This window comes from Stenotrophomonas sp. 1L-E-5-B-C3, from assembly GCF_057292075.1.
Map to the genome: position 1 here is coordinate 18,166 of NZ_JBXAWS010000027.1, position 17,984 is coordinate 36,149.

Sequence of the window (17,984 nt, forward strand, 5' to 3'; positions counted from 1 at the left end):
GTTGTCTGAGTGCCGGCCAGCGGCCGGCACTACCCATGGCAGTGCGCGCAGCCGCTGCGGATCAACGGGCGGCGGCGATGGCTTTCACCCGTGCCTTGGCCAGCGCTTCGCCGATGGCGGGACCCTTAAGGTGCGTCGTATCCAGATCCCGTGCCTGCACTGACAGCGCCGCCTGATGCAGGCGCTTGAGCGTCTCGCCCTGCGGGTAGTCGCTGTCCTCGAATCCAAGCCGACCGCGCTTGTCGGCTTCGCAGCACAGCGCGATGCGGGCCACGCGCTCCGGTCGGCGCAGCGCATCGCATCGTCCCAACAGCTCCAGCACGGTGGCGTCGCGCAGTTCGTCGATGCGGTGCACGTTCAAATGCTCGCGACAGACGGCCTCGGCCAGCTGCTGGTGCTCGGTGGGAACCCTCAGCCGTGCGCACAGTTCCTTCAACGGCTTGATGCCACGCTGCTCGTGCATGATGTGGCGCGGCCATTCTTCCGGCGGAGTCAGGCCCTTGCCAAGATCGTGGGTCAGCGCGGCGAAGCCGACCAGGTCGTCGCCCGGTGCCAGCTTCGCGGCCATGTCGCTGACCATTTCCTGGTGGATGCCGGTGTCGACTTCCGGGTGGAATTCGGCACGCTGCGGTACGCCATACAGCGCTTCCAGTTCGGGCAGGATCGGGCCCAGTGCATGCGCGTCGTGCAGCGTGCGCAGGAAGGCCGAGGGCTGTGCGCTGACCAGCGCCTTGCGCAGCTCCTGCCAGACGCGCTCGGGCACCAGCGCATCCAGCTCGCCGCTGGCAGCAACATTGCGCATCAGGTCCATTGTCTCCGGCGCGACCGTGAAGCCCAGTGGCGCGAAGCGCGCCATGAAGCGCGCCGCGCGCAGCACGCGCAGCGGATCTTCCACGAACGCAGGACCGACGTGGCGCAGCACGCGCTGTTCAATATCGCGCACGCCGCCATAGGGGTCGACCAGCGTGCCGGTGTCTTCGTCGCAGGCAATCGCGTTGATGGTGAAGTCGCGGCGCTGCAGGTCTTCTTCCAGCGTCACCGCCGGATCGGCGTCGACCACGAAGCCGCGATAGCCGCGGCCGGATTTGCGCTCGGTGCGTGCCAGCGCGTACTCCTCGCCGGTCTTCGGGTGCAGGAACACCGGGAAATCGCGGCCCACCGCAGTAAAGCCCTGCACTTCCATCTGCGCGGGCGTGGCACCGACCACCACCCAGTCACGGTCACCGGCAGGGCGTTGCAGCAGGCGGTCGCGTACGGCGCCGCCGACAAGATAGATCTTCATGGGGGGATGATCGCATGGTAGGAGCATGAGCATCGGTAGTGCCGGCCGCTGGCCGGCAACCCCTGGGCAAATAGCGGTTGCCGGCCAGCGGCCGGCACTACCGACGCAGCGGCATCACGGCAGGCCGCGCCACTCCGGCACGAACAGGCCGGCCACGAACCACAGGCCGTAGACGATCCACAGGCAGAGGAAGTACAGCTTGATCTGCGCTTCGTCCCACAGGCTGCCCCAGCTGTCGACGAAGGCCAGCGACTTCCAGCCTTCCATCCAGGCCGCGCCACCCCAGCGTAGTACCCAGGTGGCAAACAGGCTCCAGGCGGTGAACATCCCGATCCAGACCAGCAGGCTCATCGTTTCCCCTCCCCGGGAAATGGATGTCGGGTAGTGCCGGCCGCTGGCCGGCAACTCTTGGGCAATGGCGGATGCCGGCCAGCGGCCGGCACGACCGTGTTGCAATCAGTCGCCGCCCTGGTCAGCGTTGGCGGCGCAGCTGAAGCTCTTGCGCTTGTCCACCAGGCGGCCCATCAGGCGGTCGCTCAGCGGCAATGCATCGCCATTGAGGCGCCAGTCGTAGATCACGCTGAAGGCCAGCACGCGTGCCACATACTCGCGGGTTTCCTTGTAGCTGATGGTCTCGATCCACAGGTCGGGGTCGTAACCCGGGCGCTGGCTCTGCCAACGCGCGGTCGGGGTCGGGCCGGCGTTGTAGGCGGCGATGGTCACGTAGGGCAGGCCGTCGTACTTGTTCATCAACTGGCGCAGGTAGGCGGTACCGATGGCGATGTTGGTGTCCGGGTCATACAGGCTGTCGGCACCGCCGTAGCCGGTCAGGCCGATCGACTTGGCCACGCCGGCACCGGTGGCCGGCAGCACCTGCATCAGGCCCATGGCATTGGCAGGCGAGCGCGCACGCGGGGTGAAGGTGCTCTCGGCGCGGATCTCCGCCGCCACCCAGGCCGGATCGATCGCGTTGCGTGCCGATTCGCGGCGGATGGTGGCGTCGTGGTGCAGCGGGAAACGCAGGTCGTACAGGCGCTGTTCCTGCGGCTGCTTGCCGAGTGCGAACACGGCGCGGTCGAACCAGCCGTTGTCCTGCGCCACGCGCACGGCAAGGCGGCGCTGGGTGTCATCGAAGCGCGACAGCGCGCTGTTCCACTCGGCCACGGCCCAGCCGGCGCGGTCGATCTGGTACAGCGCCATCGCGCGCTGGATGGCCGGATCGCGTGCGATCGTGGCTTGTGCCTGCGCGCTGTCGTTCGGCTTCCAGGGGCACAGCGTGTATCCCTGCTGCAGCTTGTCGGCCGCGAGGAAACCGTGGAAGGTTGGTGCGCGAGCAGCTTCGCGGAACAGCGCCTGCGCCTGCTGCGCCTGGCCGGTCTTCTCCAGCATGCGCCCTTCGAAGTAGCGCCAGCGCGGATCACTGCGCTGCTTGCTGGCCATCTTGCGGATCGCGGTCAGCGCCGCCGGCCAGTCACCGCGCGACATCGCTTCGCGCACGCGCCATTCGTGCAGGCGTTCGTCGTACGCCGATTCGGGTACCGCGTTGAGGCGGCGCGCCGAATCGGGCAGGTAGGAGGCCACCGTCCACAGCGCGATCTGGTACAGCACCTGGCCGCGTTGCTCGGCACTCAGGCCCAGCGCCTGGGCGTACTGCGGCAGTTGCTGTTCGGTGGCGCCGGGGTCGGCCTTGGCCAGCTTGGCCAAGCCGTCGGTAGCGATGCGCCGGCTGCGCTCGTTGCGCGGCCAGTTCAACGCGCTGGCATTGGGCTTGTCGACAAAAGCAGCGTAATTGCTGGCCAGTGCCAGGTCGGTGGCGGGCAGGCCGCGTGCGGCGCTGCGCATCACGGCCGGCTGTTGCGCGTCGGCGGCGGCATCGATGCGTTCCCAGCGCAGAGCGTCGCTCAGACCACCCTGCGCCTGCAGCACGGCGAAAACGGCATCACAGCCGTCCGGCAGCGACTTGCCGTTCTTGCGCCACAGGTCCTGCGCTTCACTGATCCACTGTGGATCGACCTTGCCTGTCACCTGGCGTGCGGTCAGCTGCGCACAGCGCAGGCCGGCGTTGTCGGTGGGCGTCCAGTTGGCCAGCAGGGTCGGCCAATCCTGGCGGCGTGCGACCGAGGGCAGCCACACACTGCGGAAGGTATTGGCCACGGCTTGGCCGTCATAGCGCTTGAGGAAGGCCTGCGCCTGCGCGGTATCGACGGTGTCGATGTTGCGGCGCAGGTTGGCGTACTCCAGCCAGCCGTATGCCGGATGGCGGCTGAGTGCGGCGGCTTGGCCGGGATCGAACTGGCCGCGTTCGGCGGCAGCGATCGCGGCCTTCAGCTGCGCGTTCTGGGCGTCGAGGGACTGGGCATTGGCGCAGCCGATCAGCAGCGTGGTGGCCAAGGGCAGCAGGGACAGGGCAGTTGAAGAGCGTCGGGTCATGGCGACCAGCATAGCGGGCAGTGGCTGAATTCAGGTTCGCATCGCGTGCACGCGGTGGGCCGGCAACGGCAGCTGAATGCTCATGCTGCGGGCACTGCCTCGCGGGTCTGCGGGCGACGTAGTGTCGGGCTTGGGCGAACGGCCCGGCTGCAGGGAGCGGCACATGGCGTTCAGTAGCGCAGGAAGAAGCGGCCCGCTGGCGGAGATCAATGTCACGCCACTGGTGGATGTGATGCTGGTGCTGTTGATCATCTTCATCGTGACCGCGCCGATCGTGGCCCGGCCGATTGCCGTGCAGTTGCCACAGGCCACCGATCGCACGATCGATCGCCCCGAACCGCCGCCGCCGATCGAGCTGCGCCTGGATGCGGCGAACCAGCTGAGCTGGGATGGCCAGCCGATGGCCATCGGCGATCTGCAGGCGCGTCTGCAGGCACAGGCCGGCGAGCATGCCGGCAACCTGCCGGAGCTGCGCATCGCCACCGATCCGTCGGCCGAGTACGAAGGCATGGCCCGGATCCTGGCTGCGGCCGAGGCCACCGGCATGGAGCGCATCGCTTTCGTGCGATAGGGCGTTGTCTCACTGCCGCTCATGCGGTGATTGCTGCATGAGCGGCGCTTCCCCTGCTGACAGCGTCGCATCCAGAATCCGCAGAAAGGCCGTTTCAATCTGCGCTGGAACAGGGGTTGGATGTGCTCGCCACTTTTTGGCCTTGGGCTCATGTTCAACGTCGAAAGCAGTCAGCTCGGCTCTTTCGAAATCCACCACAACCGTCAATCCTTCTCCCGAGGCCAAGGCCGCATCGCTGGGAGAGGGGCAGTTGTTGCACTCGATCAGGCCGCCTGCTCTCGATTCACCTGCCGGGGAAAGAAGCAGCGTCATCACCGTCGTGACACCCAGCACCGCACTCACCGCTTTCATGATCGACCCTCCCGCGAATGGCTGGAGGTGCGAGTCTGCGCTGGATCGATTAGCGGCGCCTTCTGAAAGAAGGAATTTCAAACTATTCCTGAAACGGTCCGGCAAAGACCTTTTCCATGAATGCGGCAGCTGTCGGCGCGCGCTGTCGCAGCCGGCATCAAGGCTGCCTGTTGTGAACAGTATCGTCCGGTCATAACCTGCAGCTATCTGACGTAATCCGCCGCTAAATGCGTCAAATCCGCGTGAAAGAGTGTCGATCATCACGCCGCGATTTTTACCACTTGTTTACAAAGGAGACGCTGCCGCCATGCAGGGGGGAGCGCGGCAGTCCATGTCCCGACATTCCTTTGGAGAGAGAGCGAATGATTCACCTGCATCACCGCCCGTTGGCGGTTGCCGTCGCGCTGTGCGTGACGGCCCTGGCACCCATGGGGGCCGCTGCACAATCCACCACCAACCTCGATGCGGTGGAAGTTACCGGTACCCGCATCAAGCGCGCTGAAGTCGAAGGCCAGGTACCGATCCAGACCCTGACCCGCGGCGACATCGAACGCACCGGCCTGACCTCGATCGGCGAAGTGCTGCAGCAGCTCACCGGCTCTGGTTCGGCGCTCAATGCCAAGTTCAATTCGTCCGGCAACTTCGGCTTCCCGCCCGATGGCAGCGGTGTAGGCGCCGGCTCGGCGCAGGTCGATCTGCGCCACCTCGGTGCCAAGCGCGTACTCGTGCTGGTCGATGGCATCCGTTGGGTCAATGAGTCGTCCGCGTCCGGCGTGGGCTCGGCCACCGACCTCAATACCATTCCGCTGGCCATCGTCGAACGCATCGAAGTGCTGGAAGATGGCGCTTCATCGCTGTACGGTTCCGACGCCATCGCCGGCGTAGTCAACATCATCACCCGCCGCGATTTCGACGGTGGCCAGGTGACCTTGAACTACGGTGAGTACAGCAAGGGCGACGGCACGCAGAAGGGCGTTGACCTGGCCTGGGGCAAGAGCGGTGACCGCTACAGCCTGTTCCTCGGCGCCAGCTGGACCAAGCAGGACCCGGTGTTCGCCAAGGATCGCGAGCAGTCGCGCTTCCCGATTCCGGGCACCGGCCTGGCATTCGGCAGCGGCGGCATTCCGCAGGGGCGCTTCCGCTTCACCGATCCCAACACAGGAGCGGTGCAGGACATCGTGCCGAACACCGGCGCCAGCAATCCGCGCTATGACGGTAGTGCCGGCTGCAACCGCAGCGATGACTACCACTGCTTCACCAGTGCCGACCGCTTCAATTTCGCCGAATACAACATGGTGCTGACACCGTCGGAACGGAAGGGCCTGTTCGGTCAGTTCCGCTTCGACATCACCGACAACGTGCAGTGGTACGTCAAAGCACTGGGCAACCGCCGCGAGTCGACCAATCAGGCCGGGCCCGAGCCACTGTTCTTCGGCCCAGATGGCGCCACCGGCAATCCGCTGGCCGACAACATCGTGGTCTCGCGCTTGAATCCGTACAACCCGTTCGGCTTCGATCTGGTGTCCTCGGGCAACATGGCACTGATCGGTCGCCGCCCGGTGGAAGGCGGTGCGCGCGTGTTCGAGCAGAAGGTGGATACCACGTACTTCGCCACCGGTCTGGTCGGTGACTTCCATGCCGCTGATCGCAGCTGGTACTGGGACGTCAACGGCATGTACAGCAAGAACAAGGCCGAACAGACCAACTACGGCAGCTACAACATCTACAACGTCAACATGGCGCTGGGCGATCCTGCTATCTGTGCGGCGACGCCGGGGTGCGTGCCGCTGAACATCTTCGGCGGCGTCGGTTCGATCACGCCGGACATGCTGAAGTGGATCCAGCCGGTGGTGCGTGACCGCAGCCAGAACGAACTGAGCCTGTTCACCGCCAATCTGTCCAGCGAACTGTTCTCGCTGCCGGCCGGCCCAGTGTCGTTCGCCACCGGTTTCGAGTACCGCAAGTACGAGGGTTCGTACCAGCCGGATCCATTGACCGTGGCCGGCCATTACAACGGCGTGCCATCGCAGCCGACCTCGGGTTCGTATGACGTCAACGAGGCTTACCTGGAACTGAGCGTACCGATCTTCGCCGACTCCTCGTTCGGCAAGAAGCTGGACCTGAGCCTGGCCGGGCGCTATTCGGACTATTCTACTTTTGGCGGCGAGTTCACGCCCAAGTACGGCCTGCGCTGGCAGGTGACCGACGACTTCGTGCTGCGCACGACCTATGCGGAAGGCTTCCGCGCGCCGTCGATCGGCGAACTGTATGGCTCGGCGGCGCGTGCCGACCTGCAGCTGTTCGATCCATGCTCGGTGGGCCTGGGCGGTACGCCGCCGCGCGGCAGTGCGGCCAACTGCGCTGCGCTGGGCGTGCCGGCCGGCTTCCAGCAGGCCAACTCGCAGATCTCGGTGACCACCGGCGGCAACCGCGAGCTGGACCCGGAGCGTTCGCGCAGCTTCAGTGCCGGCTTCGTCTGGAGCCCGTGGTTCGGCAACAACACCTCGTGGTCGGAACGCTTCGACGTGGAAGTGACCTTCTACCGTCATGCCATCGACGGTGCGATCCAGGCAATCAACGCACAGACCCAGCTGGACCTGTGCGTGGATACGTTGGACCCGATTTACTGCGAGGGCATCACCCGTGCCAATACCGGTGCGGTCAGCAGCTTCAACAATCGCCTGACCAACCTCGGTTCCATCAAGACCGACGGCTGGGACGTGGATCTGTTCTGGACGTTGCCGCAGTCGTCCATCGGCCAGTTCAAGCTGGGCTGGAAGAACACCTTCGTCGGCCGCTATGAGGCCACCGGCGCGGCTGGCCAGAAGCAGCCGCAGAAGCCGGGCGTGGAAGTGGCCGACAGCTCGATTCCGGAATGGACCAGCAATGCCAGCATCGGCTGGACACTGGACCGCTGGAGCGCCAACTGGACGGTGCGCCACATCTCCGAGCTGACCGAGAATTGTGGAGATGCCGCTGCGTTCCCGGTGTGCAGCAACCAGGCCGCCGGTACCAACACGCTCTCGGCCACCACCTTCCACGACATGCAGGTGGGCTACAAGGTCGACTGGATGAAGGGGCTGCAGCTGACCGCTGGCCTGAACAACGTGTTCGACAAGGATCCGCCGATCTGCCTGTCGTGCTCGTTGAACGGCTACGACGCTTCGACCTATGACATCCCGCGTGGCCGCTACTGGTACCTGCGCGCGGACCTGCGTTTCTGATGAAGGGACGGCGCCGGGCTCAGCCCGGCGCCGTCATGCGGATGTAGAGCCGAGCCCATGCTCGACTCGATCGCCACACAATGTTGCGAACGGCAGCCGAGCATGGGCTCGACTCTACAGGAGCGGGGCGGTTGTGCCCCGCTGCTGATCAGAACGACCAGGTGAACGTCAGCGAGCCGTTGCGGCCCTCGCCATAGCCGCCGTAGCCGTAGATCTGCGCGTAGTACTTCTTGTCCAGCAGGTTGTTGAGGTTGGCCTGCACGCTGAACTGCGGCGCGATGCGGTAGCGCACGAAGGCGCCGACCAAGGCGTAGGCATCCTGGTTGAAGCGGCCGTACACCGGGTCGGTGTAGTAGATGCCGTTCTGCCAGTTCACGCCGCCGCCGAAGGTCAGCGCGTCCAGCGACTGCGGGGTGTAGCTGGTGTAGGCCTTGATCGCGGTCTGCGGCAGCTGGGTGTTGATGTCGTTGCCATTGATGTCCTTGGCCACGTAGCGGGAGGCGCCGAAGGTGGCATTCCAGCCCGGTGCCAGTTCACCGTTCAGTTCGAACTCCACGCCGCGGCTGACCGTGCCGCGCGCGGCAACGTAGGCGTACTCGTTGGCCGAACCATCGACGAAGCCACCGGTCTGCTGGGCGACATTGTCCTGCTCGATACGGAACACCGCCAGCGAGGCGTTCAGGCGGTTGTCGAACCATGCGCCCTTGACGCCCACTTCGTAGCTTTTGCCGTCCACCGGATCGAGGTAGCGGCCCTGCTGGTTGCGATAGGTCTGCGGCTGGAAGATCTCGGTGTAGCTGGCGTAGGTCGACCAGGTGTCATTGATGTCGAACACCAGGCCGGCATAGGGCGTGGTCACCTTGTGGCTGAAGCGGCTGATGGTTGCACCTTCGGTGCCGTCAAGGCTCCAGTCGGTGTAGCGCGCGCCGAGGATCAGCTTGAGCGGATCGGCCAACGACAGGCGCGTGGCGGCGTAGGCGGCCTTCTGCTTGATGGTGCCCTGGCTCTGCGTCGGCAGCGTTGCCGCCCAGTTCGGTTCCGGGAAACTCCCGGTCCAGCTGAGGTAGTTGTCCAGCGGCGCCCAGGCCGACTGGAAATCGCCGGTGTTCACGTACTCGCGCTTGTTGTAGCTCAGGCCCGCCATGAACTGGTGCTCGCGGCCAAGCAGCTGGAACGGACCGTCGACGTAACCATCGACGCCGTCCACCTTGCGGTGGGTCTTGTAGTAGCCGGCCATCGGCAGTACGCCGGCTCCGGTGGTCTTGTTGAAGCCGCCGCCGTAGAACGGGTAGAACAGCTTGTCGTCGGCATCGGTCCGGTCATGGGTCGCGCCGATCTTGAACTTCCAGCCGTTGCCGAAGGCGTGCTGCAGGGTGGCGAACGCGCGCTTGCTGGTGGTGTCCCAGAAGGTCCAGTCCGGCGACGGATTGAACGAGGTCGGATAGTTGGTGGGGGTGCCATCGGAGAACCACATGGGGAAGCCGCCCCAGGTTGGTGCGGTGGCCTTCTTGTGCTGGTAGTCGTAGCCCACGCTCAGCTGCGTGTCCGGAGTGAGGTCGGCATCGATGACGGCATAGCCCAGCCTCTTGCGCTGGTTGTAGCGGTCGACCTGCGAATCGGTATCCAGATAGCTGCCGATCACGCGGCCACGGACGGTGCCGCTGGCATTGAGCGCGCTGCCCACGTCGACGGTGGTGCGGGTGCGGCCCCAGCTGCCGACGTTCATCGACACACTGCCGGCCAGTTCGGCGCTGTCGGCGTGCTTGCGGATCAGGTTCACCGATGCGGATGGATTGCCGGCGCCGCTGAGCAGGCCGGTGGCGCCGCGAACCACCTCCACGCGGTCATACAGCGCCAGGTCCAGGCCGGAATCGCCGTAGCTCCAGTTCTGCACCATCTGCGTCGGCAGGCCGTCGAACTGGTAGGCATCGATGTAGAAGCCGCGCGCATAGAACTCGGTGCGCTCGCTGTCGGACTGGGTGCTGGTCACGCCGGTGGTGTTGGCCAGCACGTCGATGATGTCGTCCAGCTTCTGATCTTCGATGCGCTGGTGGCTGATGATGCTGACCGACTGCGGGATCTCACGCGGTGCTAGATCGAAGCGGGTGCCAGCCGAGGTGCGGCGTACCGAGTAGCCTTCGGCGCGTTCGCCCTTGACCACCACCTTGTCGAGCGTGGTCGGGTCGGCGGTGGTGTCGGCGAAAGCGGTCGGGGCCACGGAGCAGAGAGCAGCGAACACGGCAATGGACAGCCGCTGCGGCTGCAGGGTACGGAAGGCGGGACGGGTCATGGGGGATCCTGGACGAGCACGCGCGTTCGGCCGGCATCCAGAAGGCGAGGCGCTACGGGTAGGGGAAGGGCGGGCAGGCCGTCCTGGCACCACCGGAAACGAAAGAAATGGTAATACGAACCATTCCTATTTGCAGATCATGAACGGATCGATCCGCGGGGGCGCAATGGCGGTCAGCGCAGCAGCGGCAACGGGTCGCGGGGGCCGTTCGTGCCGTAGATGCCCCAGTGCAGGTGCGGCGGCGTGCCCTTGGCGTTGCCGTTGTCGCCGACGTGGCCTAGAAGGTCACCGGCCTGGACCACCTGGCCGCGCGCCAGGCCCTCTGCCCAGTCTTCCAGATGCGCGTAGTAGTAGCGCTCGCGCCCGGGCCCGATCACCCAGACCTGGCGGCCACCGAGGCCGCGTTCGCTGACATCCGCGATGACGCCGGCAGTGACGCTGCGCACCGGCGTGCCGCGCTTGGCGAAGATGTCGATACCGGCGTGGGAGCGGTCACGGCCTCGCGGCGCGCCGAAGGTGTCGGCAATCTGCCGGGGGCGTACACCCTCCACCGGCACCGGCAGTTCGGTGGCAGCCGGCATCCGTGTCAGCGACCAGAGCATTCGCGGCGTGGCCGCCCACGGGCTGTTCCACAGCGCCATCGCGGCAACAACGGCAATGGCCAGCCACAGGCCGCGCAGCAGCCAGCGGCGCAGGCGGTGGGCAGGAGAGGGGGGTGTACTCATGGTTTCGGAGTGTAGAGTCGAGCCATGCTCGACTGCTTCAGCTTTGCGGTCAAAAGGCAGTCGAGTCTGGCTCGGCTCTACAGAACCGGTACCAGCGGAACCTCGAAACTCCGCTTCAACGTGCCCAGTGCCACCGAGGTGCGGAAGCGCTCGATATTGTCGTCGCCGCCGAACAAGCGCTCGGTAATCGCTTCGTATTCTTCCATCGACGCCGCCGAAAGCAGCAGCAGGAAATCGCCGTCACCGGTGATCGAATAGCACTGCTGCACGGCCGGGTCGTCCTGCACGCGACGCTTGAACGGCGCCACGCGTTCGCGCTGCTCGCTGACCACGCGCACCTCGACGATGATGGTCAGCGGTCGTCCGACCTTCGCCGCAGCGACCACGGCCACATTGGCCGCGATCACACCGCTGTCCTGCAGGCGCTTGATCCGGCGCTGCACCGCTGGAGTGGACAGGTGCACGGCCTCGGCGATTTCGCGTTGCGGTAGGGTGTTGTCCCGCTGTAGCAGGTCGAGGATGGCGCGGTCGAAGCTGTCGAGCACGGGGGCGGTGGCCATGGCGAGCAGAAGTTGCACGAACGGGCTGTCAATTGAGCCAAGTGCTCGGCGCCGGCGCAATAGACTTTGCGCATGCAGACTTCACGATTCGCGCCGATGTTGCCGGCGCTGGCAGTGCTGGGTTCGGTTACTTCGCTGGCCATCGGCACGTCCTACGCCAAACACCTGTTCCCGCTGATCGGCGCGCAGGGCACCAGCGCACTGCGCGTGGGCTTCTCGGCGCTGTTGCTGCTGCTGTTCTGGCGGCCGTGGCGCTGGAAGACCAGCCGCGTGGATGCGATCACCATCCTGCGCTACGGGCTCACCCTGGGCCTGATGAACCTGCTGTTCTACATGGCCCTGCGCACGATCCCCTTCGGCATCGCGGTGGCCATCGAGTTCACCGGCCCGCTGACGGTGGCGATGCTGTCATCACGACGACCGATCGACTTCCTGTGGGTGGGCTGCGCGGCGGTGGGGCTGCTGTTGCTGTTGCCGATCGGTGGCGGCCCGGCGCTGGATCCGGCAGGCGTGCTGTATGCCATGGGTGCGGCGGCGTGCTGGGGTCTGTACATCGTGTTCGGCAAGCGTGCCGGCCACCTGCACGCCGGGCATTCGGTGTCGCTGGGCCTGCTGGCCGCGTCGCTGGTGGTGGTGCCGGTGGGCGTGGTGCATGCCGGTGCCGCGCTGCTTGATCCGAAGATCCTGGCCGCTGGCCTGCTGGTGGCGTTGGTGTCCAGCGCGATCCCGATGTCGCTGGAGATGATGGCGCTCAAGCGCCTGCCGAAGGAGACCTTCGGCATCCTGATCAGCATGGAGCCGGCGGTGGCCGCGCTGTGGGCGATGCTGCTGCTGCACGAGCACCTGCATGGGCTGCAGTGGCTGGCGATCGGCTGCACGGTGCTGGCCTCGGTGGGCAGCACGATGACCGCGCGGCGGCTGAAGGTGCCGGTGGTGCAGGCGGGATAGCGCCGGGCCATGCCCGGCGGAGAGCGTGCGGACCAACGGTCCGCACCCACCAGGGCAGCGTGCCAACCAAGGTTGGCACCCACCAGGGCAGTGGTCCGCACCCACCAGGGCAGCGTGCCAACCAAGGTTGGCCCCTACCAGGGTCGGTAGCGCCGGGCCATGCCCGGCGAGCGCAGCGGCAGCGCGTCAGCGCAGGGCGTTGGCCGGTACGTCGATCGCCATCGCCAGCGCGAGGTGATCGGAGAACGCCGCCGGTACGGCTTCCACTGTGCGGGTCTGCAGGCCGCTGCTGACCAGGATGTGGTCGATGGCGCGGTCGGGGCGCCAGCTGGGGAAGGTCGGCACGATGCAGCCGGGTGGCTGCAGCCGGGTCTTCTGGTACAGCACCTGCATTTCCGGGCGTTCGGCCAGGCAGTTGAAGTCGCCCATCAGTACCGCGTTGGGGTGGTCGGACAGCAGCTCGGCGATGAAGCCCAGCTGCGACATCCGCGAACCCGCCCCCAGCGACAGATGGGCCACCGCCACCGCCAGGCCGTCCTCGCCATCCCCGAACTTGGCCAGCAGTACGCCGCGCCCGCCAATGCGGCCGGGCAGGGCGTGGTCCTGTACTTCCACCGGTTCCAGTTTGCTCAGCAGGCCATTGGCGCTGGAAGCGACCCCGCCCATGCGCCGGTTCGGCTGGTGGCTCCAGTAGTTGAAGCCGGCGCGCTGGGCCAGGTAGTGGGTCTGGTTGGTGAAGCCCGAGCGCAGGCTGCCCGGGTCGGCCTCCTGCAGGCCGACGATGTCGTGTTCGCGCGCCAAAGTGGCGATCGCGTCAAGACTGCTGCGCTTGCGACCCGCCGGCAGCGCATGTGACCAGCTGCGGGTCACATAGTCACTGTAGCGGCGGGTACTTGAGCCGGCCTGGATGTTGGCCGTCAGCAAGCGCAGGGTCCGTGTGTGGGGGGAAGTCACGGCCGGGAACAGCTTCTCTTGGATCAGTGAGCCTGGGCCGCACCGCGCTCGCGGGCGATCAGGTGGTCGGCGATGCGCAGCATGTCCGGGAAGCTCTTGCCCTTCACCAGGTACTTGCCGTTGACGATGATCGACGGGGTGCCGCTGATCTGGCTGCGCTGCGCGAACTGCTTGGCCGAATTGGTCTTGGCATTCACCGCGAAGCTGCCCATGGTGGCGGCGAACTGCTTCGGATCCACGCCGTAGGCACCGTAGAACTTGGCGATGTCGTCCACCGAGTCGGTTCCGCGCTCACCCTTCAGGGTCTTCTGCGAATGGATGGCGGCGTACAGCGCCTCGTGGGTCTTGTCCTGCACGCCCAGGGTCTGCGCAGCATAGAAGGCACGGGCGTAGTTGTCCCAGGTGCCGCCGAACATGGCTGGCACGTAGACGAAGTTCACATCGCTCGGCAGGCCGGCCTTCCACGGGCCAACCAGCGGCTGGAACGCGGCGCAGGCCGGGCAGACGTAGCCGAAGATTTCGGTCACTTCGATCTTGCCGGCGGCCGGCTGGAACGGCTGGCCGTTCGGGATCACCTGGTAGTCGGCGCCTTCCACCGGGGCCGGGCCGGTCAGTGCGGCAGTGGTCGGGGCCGGTGCCGCGGCCGGTGCGGCTTCAGCCGGAGCCTTGTCGCCTTCGGCGGCCGGGGCGGCGCCTTCGCTGCCAGCGGCCGGTGCTGCCGGCTCGGTGGTGGCCGGAGCGGCGGTCGGCTCAGCCGGGGCGGCGGTGGTGTTGGTGCTGCCATCGTCGGCCTTGCAGGCGGCCAGGATCGGCAGCAGCGCTGCGAGTGCAAGGGCGTAACGGATCTTCATGGAAACGTCTCCAGCATCTGGATAGGTGGGGCCGGCAACCGGTGCCGGCCAGAGGGAAATGATGACATGCGGCGGCGACAGCGCCGTGTCGATGGTGTGTATTGGTTCAGCGGCCGCGGGCGGCGCGGGCCTGGGCGATCAGCGCCGAGGCGATGCGCAGCTGGTCGTCGAAACTGTTGCCACGCACCAGGTACTGGCCGTTGATGATGATGGCCGGGGTGCCCGGAATCTTGGTGCGCTGGGCGAAGGCGCGGGCGGCGTCTACCTTCTTCTGCACCGCATCGCTACGCAGGGCCTGGATGTAGCGGTCCGGGGTCACGCCATAGGCCTTGTAGAAGTTGGCGAGCTCATCGGCCGAGACGTTCTGCATCGGCAGCGAGCCATCCTGATGCAGGGCCTTGAACACGGCCGCGTGGCTGCGCTTGGCCACGCCCACCTGGTCGGCGGCGTAGTAGGCCAGCGCCCATGCATCCCAGGCGCCACCGAACGCGGCCGGGACCGGGGTGAAGCGCACGTCAGCCGGCAACTTGGCCGCCCAGGCTTCCAGCTGCGGCTCGAAATGGGCGCAGTGTGGGCAGGTGTAGCCAAAGACTTCGACCACCTCGATCTTGCCGGCCAGCGGCTGGAACGGGCCCGGCTGGGCGATGCGCTCGTAATCCTTGCCTTCAACCAGCGGGGCATTGGCGGGGGTGGCGGCGCAGGCTACCAGCGGCAGCAGCACCAGCAAAGACAACAGCAGGCGGGAAATCAACCTCATCGACACGCATCTCCGTTGAAAAAAGCAACGCCGGCGCGGTCGCCGGCGTGAAGGAAACATACCGCAGGCGCAGGCCGTGGTGGCGGCCCGGGCCGACCAATGGTGGTCAGGGGGCGGCGACCGGTTGTGCCGGTACAGGCGCGGCAGCCACGTCATCGGCCTTGTTGTGCAGGCCCTGCAGGTAGCTGGACAGCGCCTGCACCTCCTGCTCGCTCAGCTTCTGCGCGACCGTGGCCATGATCTGGAAGTGCGCCTTGTCGGTTTCGTGGGTCTGCCCGGCCTGGTATTCCTGCAGGCGCCGCGCGACATAGCTGGCGTGCTGGCCACCGATATGCGGGTAGGCCGGGCCCGGATTGCCAGCGCCGCTGGGGCCGTGGCAGGCCATGCAGGCCGGCAGGCCACGCTTGGCGTCGCCGCCGCGGTACAGCTGCTGGCCGATCTCGTAGAACTTCATGCCCTTGTAGGGGCCTTCGGTAACCGCCGTGTCGTCGGCGATGCCGGCGGTGGCTTTCTGCGTGGCGAAGAACGCGCCGATGTCGCGCATGTCCTGCGGGGTGAGGTTCTGCACGAACGGCACCATCGCCACCGCCGCACCGGAACTGCGCTGGCCGTTGGCGATCAGGGCCATCTGCTGGGCCACGTAGCGTTCGCTCTGGCCGGCGATGGACGGGTACATCTCCACCGTGGAGTTGCCGTCGGCGCCATGGCAGGCCGCGCAGGCCGAGGCCTTGGTCTGGCCGGCCTTGGCATCGCCCCAGTGGGTCTTGCTGAAATCGACCTCCAGCGAGGCGGTGTTGATCGGCCCGTTGTCGGGCAGCGGGGTCAACGTGGTCTGCGCGAACGCAGCGGCGGCAACGACTACGGCAGTGGCAAGGGCGGATACGGCAAGAACGCGAGCGTGGCGCATGCTAAAGCTCCGTATGGACCGGGCCGGGCGGCAGCCACGGCATCGCCCGGATTATCAACGCCGTTTCCGCGCACGGTCAACGCAGCAGTGCAGCATTTTCCCGGCGGAGGGCCCTGGGCCGGGCGCGCGGTGCCGCAACATGCGATCCTATGCACATGTCATTGCTCATCGAACGCGCCCAATACCACCTCTCTGCCCACAACATGGGGCAGCTGCCGCCCGATGAGGGGGCCGAAGTGGCCTTTGCGGGCCGCTCCAACGCCGGCAAGTCCAGTGCCCTCAACGCATTGACCCGGCAGAACAGCCTGGCCCGTGTCTCCAAGACCCCCGGCCGCACCCAGCAGCTGGTGTTCTTCCAGGTGACCCCGGAAGCCCATCTGGTCGATCTGCCTGGTTACGGCTACGCCAAGGTGCCGCTGGACCTGCAGGCGCACTGGCAGGCCTTCATCGACCGCTACTTCCGCACCCGCAATGCGCTGAGGGGCCTGGTGGTGGTGATGGATATCCGCCACCCGCTGAAGGACTACGACCGGCAGATGCTGGCCTATGCCGTGCAGCGTGGCCTGCCGGCGCATGCGTTGCTGACCAAGGCCGACAAGCTGAGCCGCAGCCAGCAGATGCAGACCCTGCAGAAGGTGCGCAAGGAACTGCACTCCTCCATCGGTGATACGGTCAGCGTGCAGGTGTTCTCCGGCGCCGCCCGCACCGGTGTGGACGAAGCCCGCGGCATCATCGGCGGCTGGTTGGGGCTGGAATAAGGCATTTTCGGTCGCCCGGCTGGCGGCCGGGCGCTACCGCTCTGATGCCCGGTAGTGCCGGCCGCTGGCCGGCAACGCCACCAGACCCGGTGGCACCTCATTTCAACGGCGAATACTCCGCCGGCACCCACGCATAGGCCTTGCCCTCGCCACGCACATGGCCCAGACCGGGGAACGGCAGGTGCGCACCGGCCACCCACCAACCGTTGGCGGTGGCCTGCTGCAGCAGGCCGCGACGGCTGGCGATGGCAGCTTTGCGGTCCGAATCGGCCTCGAAGGCCGCCTCCGGGTGCGCGAACTGCACCGCGTGGAAGTGCAGCACATCACCCCACACCAGTAGCGACTGGCCCTGGCTGTCGAACCGGTAGGAGACATGGCCGGGCGTATGGCCATGGGTGTCCATCGCCACCGCGCCACCGGGCAGGGCATCGCCGGGGTTGAAGGTACGCAGGTGGCCGCTGGCCTGGTAGGGCGCTACCGCGTTGCGCGCCAGCGGGAAGGCAAAGCGCACGCTCTGCGGCGCGGTGGCCTCGCTGGCCGGGTTGAGCCAGTAACCGGCATCGGCCTTGGACAGCCACACCGTGGCGTTCGGGTAGGCCGGCTTGCCCTGCGCGTCGAGTACGCCACACAGGTGATCTGGATGGGCATGAGTCAGCAGCACGTCATCCACCTCGGCCGGGTTCACGCCGGAGGCGCGCAGGTTGCCCAGCACCTGGCCCAGTCCGGGGCCGAAGCACTGTGCGGTACCGGTATCGACCAGGGTCAGGTGATTGCCCTGGCGCACCAGGAAAGCGTTGATCGCGGTCTGCAGGCCTTTCTTGTCTTCGGGCACGTAACGGCCTTCCAGCAAGCGGCTGACCAGCGTCGGCGGCACGTCCACCACTTCCTGCCGACCCAACGCGACCACACCATCGAACAGGGCGGTGACCTGCAGCGCCCCGACGCGCTGGTGGTAGACGCCGGGCACCTGTTGGGTGGCGGCAGGCGACGTGGTTTCGGCCAGCGCGGCCAGTGGCAGGGATGACAGGGCCAACAGCAGAGCGTGGTGCAGCGGCAGGGGACGCAGGGACATGGTGGTTCTCGGTGGACGACGGGCGGTTCCGTTGCCGTATAGCGTGCCGTGGTCGACGTGTGTGCGGCGCTCAAACCACTACGCGGAATGCTCAGGGAAGGGGTGTTGTCTGCAGGGCTGCGCCCTGCACCCGCAGAGGCAACGGCAACGGCCGAAGCAACAGCAACGGCCGAAGCAACAGCAACGGCCGAAGCAACAGCGGGCTATCCGTGGGATGGCGGGGTGGGTCCGGTTGCGGGAGACGCCGTAAACCCGTCCATGGGGGCTTGGCCGCGGCATCCATGCCGCGGACACTCCCGCAACC

Annotated in this window: 16 protein-coding genes; 4 read left to right on the plus strand and 12 right to left on the minus strand. The window is 66.6% G+C overall.

Going from position 1 to position 17,984, the window contains the following annotated elements; all coding sequences use genetic code 11:
• Window positions 1-61 precede the first annotated feature (61 nt).
• The 3 genes from AC0Z6F_RS21335 to AC0Z6F_RS21345 all read right to left on the minus strand — a co-directional run bounded on the left by AC0Z6F_RS21335 (window position 62) and on the right by AC0Z6F_RS21345 (window position 3,724).
• Complete coding sequence (locus AC0Z6F_RS21335; protein ID WP_485618386.1) at window positions 62-1,282, minus strand: multifunctional CCA addition/repair protein; 1,221 nt, start codon at window positions 1,280-1,282, stop codon at window positions 62-64.
• 114 nt (window positions 1,283-1,396) lie between these two features.
• Window positions 1,397-1,633 (minus strand): hypothetical protein, encoded by a 237-nt coding sequence (locus AC0Z6F_RS21340; protein ID WP_006391668.1) that lies wholly within the window; start codon window positions 1,631-1,633, stop codon window positions 1,397-1,399.
• 105 nt (window positions 1,634-1,738) lie between these two features.
• Window positions 1,739-3,724, minus strand: a complete 1,986-nt coding sequence (locus AC0Z6F_RS21345; RefSeq protein WP_100435242.1) for a transglycosylase SLT domain-containing protein — start codon at window positions 3,722-3,724, stop codon at window positions 1,739-1,741.
• Between the two features lie 151 nt (window positions 3,725-3,875).
• Here AC0Z6F_RS21345 and AC0Z6F_RS21350 point away from each other — a divergent pair, with 151 nt between their 5' ends.
• Window positions 3,876-4,283 carry an ExbD/TolR family protein gene (locus AC0Z6F_RS21350; RefSeq protein WP_100435243.1) on the plus strand — a complete coding sequence of 136 codons (408 nt, stop codon included), beginning with the start codon at window positions 3,876-3,878 and terminating at the stop codon, window positions 4,281-4,283.
• A gap of 9 nt (window positions 4,284-4,292) precedes the next feature.
• On the opposite strand, the gene AC0Z6F_RS21355 is transcribed toward AC0Z6F_RS21350, so the two are convergent.
• The gene (locus tag AC0Z6F_RS21355; protein ID WP_157804791.1) at window positions 4,293-4,898 is read right to left on the minus strand and encodes a hypothetical protein; all 606 of its coding nucleotides are present in this window, start codon (window positions 4,896-4,898) and stop codon (window positions 4,293-4,295) included.
• A gap of 98 nt (window positions 4,899-4,996) precedes the next feature.
• Between AC0Z6F_RS21355 and AC0Z6F_RS21360 the strand changes: the two genes are divergently transcribed.
• The gene (locus AC0Z6F_RS21360; RefSeq protein WP_485618389.1) at window positions 4,997-7,858 is read left to right on the plus strand and encodes a TonB-dependent receptor plug domain-containing protein; all 2,862 of its coding nucleotides are present in this window, start codon (window positions 4,997-4,999) and stop codon (window positions 7,856-7,858) included.
• Between the two features lie 148 nt (window positions 7,859-8,006).
• Here the strand turns inward: AC0Z6F_RS21360 and fhuE are convergent, their stop codons facing one another.
• From fhuE to AC0Z6F_RS21375, 3 genes are all read right to left on the minus strand, one after another.
• On the minus strand, window positions 8,007-10,148 hold the full coding sequence (gene fhuE, locus AC0Z6F_RS21365; RefSeq protein ID WP_485618391.1) for a ferric-rhodotorulic acid/ferric-coprogen receptor FhuE: 2,142 nt from the start codon (window positions 10,146-10,148) through the stop codon (window positions 8,007-8,009).
• A 173-nt stretch (window positions 10,149-10,321) separates the two neighbouring features.
• Window positions 10,322-10,873 carry a M23 family metallopeptidase gene (locus tag AC0Z6F_RS21370; RefSeq protein WP_485618393.1) on the minus strand — a complete coding sequence of 184 codons (552 nt, stop codon included), beginning with the start codon at window positions 10,871-10,873 and terminating at the stop codon, window positions 10,322-10,324.
• 77 nt (window positions 10,874-10,950) lie between these two features.
• Window positions 10,951-11,433: an Lrp/AsnC family transcriptional regulator gene (locus AC0Z6F_RS21375; protein WP_006391525.1), complete on the minus strand. Its 483-nt coding sequence runs from the start codon at window positions 11,431-11,433 to the stop codon at window positions 10,951-10,953.
• A 72-nt stretch (window positions 11,434-11,505) separates the two neighbouring features.
• Here AC0Z6F_RS21375 and AC0Z6F_RS21380 point away from each other — a divergent pair, with 72 nt between their 5' ends.
• Window positions 11,506-12,381 carry an EamA family transporter gene (locus AC0Z6F_RS21380; RefSeq protein ID WP_012512098.1) on the plus strand — a complete coding sequence of 292 codons (876 nt, stop codon included), beginning with the start codon at window positions 11,506-11,508 and terminating at the stop codon, window positions 12,379-12,381.
• 186 nt (window positions 12,382-12,567) lie between these two features.
• On the opposite strand, the gene AC0Z6F_RS21385 is transcribed toward AC0Z6F_RS21380, so the two are convergent.
• From AC0Z6F_RS21385 to AC0Z6F_RS21400, 4 genes are all read right to left on the minus strand, one after another.
• Window positions 12,568-13,305, minus strand: coding sequence for an endonuclease/exonuclease/phosphatase family protein (locus tag AC0Z6F_RS21385; RefSeq protein WP_012512097.1), 738 nt, complete (start codon window positions 13,303-13,305; stop codon window positions 12,568-12,570).
• A gap of 53 nt (window positions 13,306-13,358) precedes the next feature.
• Window positions 13,359-14,186 carry a thiol:disulfide interchange protein DsbA/DsbL gene (locus AC0Z6F_RS21390; protein ID WP_485618396.1) on the minus strand — a complete coding sequence of 276 codons (828 nt, stop codon included), beginning with the start codon at window positions 14,184-14,186 and terminating at the stop codon, window positions 13,359-13,361.
• Between the two features lie 106 nt (window positions 14,187-14,292).
• Window positions 14,293-14,943 (minus strand): thiol:disulfide interchange protein DsbA/DsbL, encoded by a 651-nt coding sequence (locus tag AC0Z6F_RS21395; protein WP_100435248.1) that lies wholly within the window; start codon window positions 14,941-14,943, stop codon window positions 14,293-14,295.
• Between the two features lie 106 nt (window positions 14,944-15,049).
• Window positions 15,050-15,850, minus strand: coding sequence for a c-type cytochrome (locus tag AC0Z6F_RS21400; RefSeq protein ID WP_012512095.1), 801 nt, complete (start codon window positions 15,848-15,850; stop codon window positions 15,050-15,052).
• 155 nt (window positions 15,851-16,005) lie between these two features.
• Here AC0Z6F_RS21400 and yihA point away from each other — a divergent pair, with 155 nt between their 5' ends.
• Window positions 16,006-16,608 carry a ribosome biogenesis GTP-binding protein YihA/YsxC gene (gene yihA / locus AC0Z6F_RS21405; RefSeq protein WP_485618399.1) on the plus strand — a complete coding sequence of 201 codons (603 nt, stop codon included), beginning with the start codon at window positions 16,006-16,008 and terminating at the stop codon, window positions 16,606-16,608.
• Window positions 16,609-16,705: 97 nt separating this feature from the next.
• Here yihA and AC0Z6F_RS21410 read toward each other — a convergent pair whose 3' ends face one another.
• Window positions 16,706-17,680, minus strand: coding sequence for an MBL fold metallo-hydrolase (locus AC0Z6F_RS21410; RefSeq protein ID WP_485618401.1), 975 nt, complete (start codon window positions 17,678-17,680; stop codon window positions 16,706-16,708).
• Window positions 17,681-17,984 lie beyond the last annotated feature (304 nt).